At 39.8% G+C, this 4,025-nt stretch carries 4 protein-coding genes; all 4 read right to left on the bottom strand.

The window, feature by feature from the left end; translation table 11 throughout:
• On the bottom strand, positions 1-717 hold a 717-nt coding region (locus ACRCJ0_RS10145; RefSeq protein WP_431390359.1), incomplete at its 3' end, for a ribokinase.
• A gap of 123 nt (positions 718-840) precedes the next feature.
• Positions 841-1,833, bottom strand: coding sequence for an LCP family protein (locus ACRCJ0_RS10140; protein ID WP_431387887.1), 993 nt, complete (start codon positions 1,831-1,833; stop codon positions 841-843).
• 66 nt (positions 1,834-1,899) lie between these two features.
• Complete coding sequence (locus ACRCJ0_RS10135; protein ID WP_431387888.1) at positions 1,900-3,513, bottom strand: LCP family protein; 1,614 nt, start codon at positions 3,511-3,513, stop codon at positions 1,900-1,902.
• A 211-nt stretch (positions 3,514-3,724) separates the two neighbouring features.
• Positions 3,725-4,025, bottom strand: a 301-nt coding sequence (locus ACRCJ0_RS10130; protein ID WP_431390358.1) for a M24 family metallopeptidase, incomplete at its 5' end; no start/stop codon positions are given.

Below are 4,025 nucleotides of genomic sequence, written 5' to 3'. Positions count from 1 at the left end.
ACCAGCACCCGTTGTATCCACTACATTCCCTTTAATCGCTGGCACATGGACAGCCATTTCTCCATCATGGTAACGGACCCCATCACCACCCATTGTAATCAATAACTGGGCTGGGTATTGGCCCAATAATGCATCCGTTTCCAAATCACCAAACATCGCTTTAGCTTCTGTTTCATTTGGCAATAAATAGTCTACTTTCTCTAAATAGCCTTTGTCAATTTCAATAAAAGGCGCTGGATCATAAGTCACCTGAATGTCATGCGTGTCTGCCAAATCGATTAAATACTGAATAGATGGCATAGGGATTTCATTTTGAATCACGAAATAGGTACAAGCTAACAAGTCCGCTTCCACTGATTTCAAGTAGTCAACGGTGACTTCTTGGTTAGCACCAGGCACATAAACGATGGCATTATCCCCTTCAAAAACAGTAATATGAGCTGAACCTGTTGTCGTATTTTCAATTGTTTTAACAGCTGTCACATCCACACCATTTCGCGCCAAATTCGCCTTAGTTTCTTGTCCAAATTGGTCGCTACCAACGCAACCAAACATTTGCACTTGTCCACCTAGTCTTGCTGCTGCTACCGCTTGGTTGGCCCCTTTACCACCAAAAGTTGTTTCAAAAGCTTGCCCATAAACCGTTTCACCTTGCTTTGGCACGCGGTTTGTCGTTACAACGAAATCTGTTGAAATACTACCAATTACACCGATCATTTAAAATTCCTCCTCATGTATCACTATTACCATTATTATACGTTATTAATGCCAACTAAACAGAATTTTTCCAAAAAAAAGAAGCCGCGCAATACACACGACTCCCCTTTCACAAGCATAAAGCTAATCTAACTCTAAATGTTCTCTAAGTTCTGCAGATATTTCTGAAATTTGCGATTCAGATAGGATATTGTAGTAAATACCTGTCGACATATCGCCCGTACCTACTAAAGTAGTAGATTCAACATTTTCAGAATCAACTCGGTAGTTCAAGGCTAATTGGGTCATATCTGAAACAGTTAAGTCAGTAACCACATTGGCTTGAACGGTGTCGAATAAGCTACCTAGAGACCCAATATTAGACACGTCAGAATACTTGTCTAAGATGGCTAATAGAACTTGGCGTTGACGGTCAGCACGGCCATAGTCACCATTTGGATCATCGTAACGGTTACGGACGTATGCTAGGGCTTCAGCACCTGTTTCCAAAGTAATTTGACCTTCTGGGAAGGTATATTCATCTTGAGAGAAACTGAAATCATTGTATAAGGATACCCCACCAATTGCATCGATGATGTTCATCATACCCGTCATATTCACTAAGGCATAGTAGTCAACCGGCACGTTCAATAGGTTTTGAACTGCATTGATTGAACCAGATGCCCCACCGGCCATGGCATAAGCACCGTTAATCTTGAAATCAATACTTGAAATATAAGTATCACGTGGAATGGATACCATTTTAGCAGTTTGTGTATTCGGGTTAATGGTCACAAGAATCATGACGTCAGTATTTTGCTCACCAGTCGTTCTTGTCCCCCCTGAGTCCATCCCCATGAGTAAAATAGAAATTGGCTCTTTATCTGAAACAGTCACTTTTTCATCACGAACTTCTTCTACCGGATCCGCACCATCAGCGTCCGCTGGTTGATAAATCGCGTCTCCTGTTTGGTCGATTCGGTAGTATGAGTATGCAAGAATCCCGCCCCCAATAATTAAAAAGGCTAACAATACCCAACCAAAACAACCCAATAATCCACGACGTTTCTTACGAGGATGCTCCCCATGATACGCATCCCCCTGACTTCTACGATGGCGACTTTCTCTATTTGCCATATAAACCCTCCTCAAAGATAGATATAAAAATTTTTACAAATTTTATGCTATTTATTATTCTATGATTTATTCTGTAACGGTACTGTCTTCAACAGGCATATCGGTCACAGGTTCTTCAAATGTAACCGGCGCTTCTGAAGTGTCAGGTGCTTCTTGACTCGTTTCCGGCACGCTTTCTTCAGGTACTGTCATTGATTCTGATGTTGCCGGCGCTTCATCACTATAAGTATTGCTATAGCTATCTGTATAATTAGATGTTTCCGAATAAGTAGATGGATCGTCATATGTTCCCGTGTCTTCTCCCGTAGTTGTGTCGCCGTAAGTATCTAACTCATTACTTGTATCCTCAGTCACAGTGCCACTTGGGTCAAAGCCAGCAGTTATATGTTCTAGCAATTCATCATCTAAAGTAGTCGGAATTGTTTGATTTTCATTTTCATCGATTAAGGCTGTGTTCCCTGTTGATTCTAAGTAGTCATTAATTGAATAACCAAATATGTATTTGACTAGTTCATTCAAGTCTTCCCTTGAATATACCCCTGGTTGAATGGCCATTTCGTCATCTGTTAAGACGCCGTCCCAATTCAAGTCAGACACTGGGAAGTAGGTTGATTCAACCCCATACTCTACAGGGTAAACAATGGCTGAATTAGTTGCTTCATAATCGATGTTATCTTGCATGATGGTTACATTTTCTAAACGCTCTAATTCTGGAATTAACATGTAGTAACCAAAATCAAGGTTTAGGTCAACATAGTCATCAAACACTAATTTATTTAATTTATCCAAAGCTGGTAGGTATTTGGCTTGTAAGGCAAACATATTATCCACTGTAATATTTGTTTTAATATCATCACCTACAGCATCTAAGATGTCATTGTAATTGGTAATCGTCCCAAGTGAAATGACCTTATCTACTACCGCTTCGATTAATTGTTGTTGTCGTTTTTCACGGCCAATATCACCTTCAGGATCCGATTTACGCATCCGGACGTATTGCATGGCTTCTAAACCAGATAGCGTACGTGTTTCACCTTCTGTAAACTCTACACCATTCTGTGTAAAAGTTAAGGTTGGCGTAATATCGACACCACCCAAGGCATCAATCACGTCCATAAACCCTTGCATATTGACATTCACATAATAATCAATTGGCATATCTAAATAGCGTTGTAGGGAATTAATTGTTCCTTCAATCCCATTATAATTCATATAAGCATGGTTTAATTTATCAAATTCATCCGTATCACTTTGGACCCCTAAGGCATCTCTTGGAATAGATACGACAGTTGATTCGTTGGTCTTTGGATTAATGGTGAAGACCATCATTACATCCGTCCGCGTCTCCTCAACATCCTCGTAATAAAGCGCCCCGCTATCAAGACCTGTTAGTAAAATAGTAATTGGTTCGCCATTTTTTAATTGGGCATCTGCATCACGAAGTTGCGCTGAATTCACATCCTCATAAATATCAGAACCGAATCCTGAAATATCAGCATATACTTTAAAAGCAATCGCACATATAAAGACTACCACAGCCGCGGCACCTAAAATCCAATAGGTTTTCTTTTCTTTGGGTAACCATTTTGATGATGTAAGGGCCTTTAAATTGAATGAATTCGCTTTTTTATTATCGCGGCGACTAGGGGCTTGATTTTTTTGATTATCTTGCTTTGTCATAAGCGCTCCTCTGGAGAATTATTAGGAAAATTGCTGGGTTTTCTTTGCTAGAAATATCTGGTTTATCTTGTGAAACTTAAGCAATCTATACCAATTTATATTATAGCATAATGAAATTTAACTTCATTTTAATTTAAATAATCTTAATAATTATTTATGTGAAAAAACCATTAAGTTTGCATGACCGCCCTTAATGGTTACATTCATTTCTTTAATCTTTTTGTTGCGTTAAAATAATTGGGCCATCTTCAGTGATGGCTAAGGTATGCTCATACTGTGCTGAACGTCCGCCGTCAATTGTGCGGGCAGTCCAACCATTAGCGTCCATTTTTGATTGCCATTTACCAGTGTTGACCATTGGTTCAATAGTAATCGTCATGCCAGCACGTAAACGTTGTCCTTTTCCAGCTACACCAAAATGCGGTACAGATGGTCCTTCGTGCATAGTTGGTTGAATACCGTGACCCACGAACTCACGCACAACTGAAAAACCTTGGCCTTCAACATATGTC

The sequence above is a fragment of the Aerococcus sp. L_32 genome (genome assembly GCF_050689315.1).
Note: the sequence above shows the minus strand (reverse complement) of the source record. Positions and strands in the feature narration are given on the sequence as shown.

What these genes read in the sequence shown, in the direction of transcription:
- ACRCJ0_RS10140 (WP_431387887.1), bottom strand. Translation starts at nt 1,833, where the DNA reads ATGGCAAATAGAGAAAGTCGCCATCGTAGAAGTCAGGGGGATGCGTAT.
- ACRCJ0_RS10135 (WP_431387888.1), bottom strand. Translation starts at nt 3,513, where the DNA reads ATGACAAAGCAAGATAATCAAAAAAATCAAGCCCCTAGTCGCCGCGAT.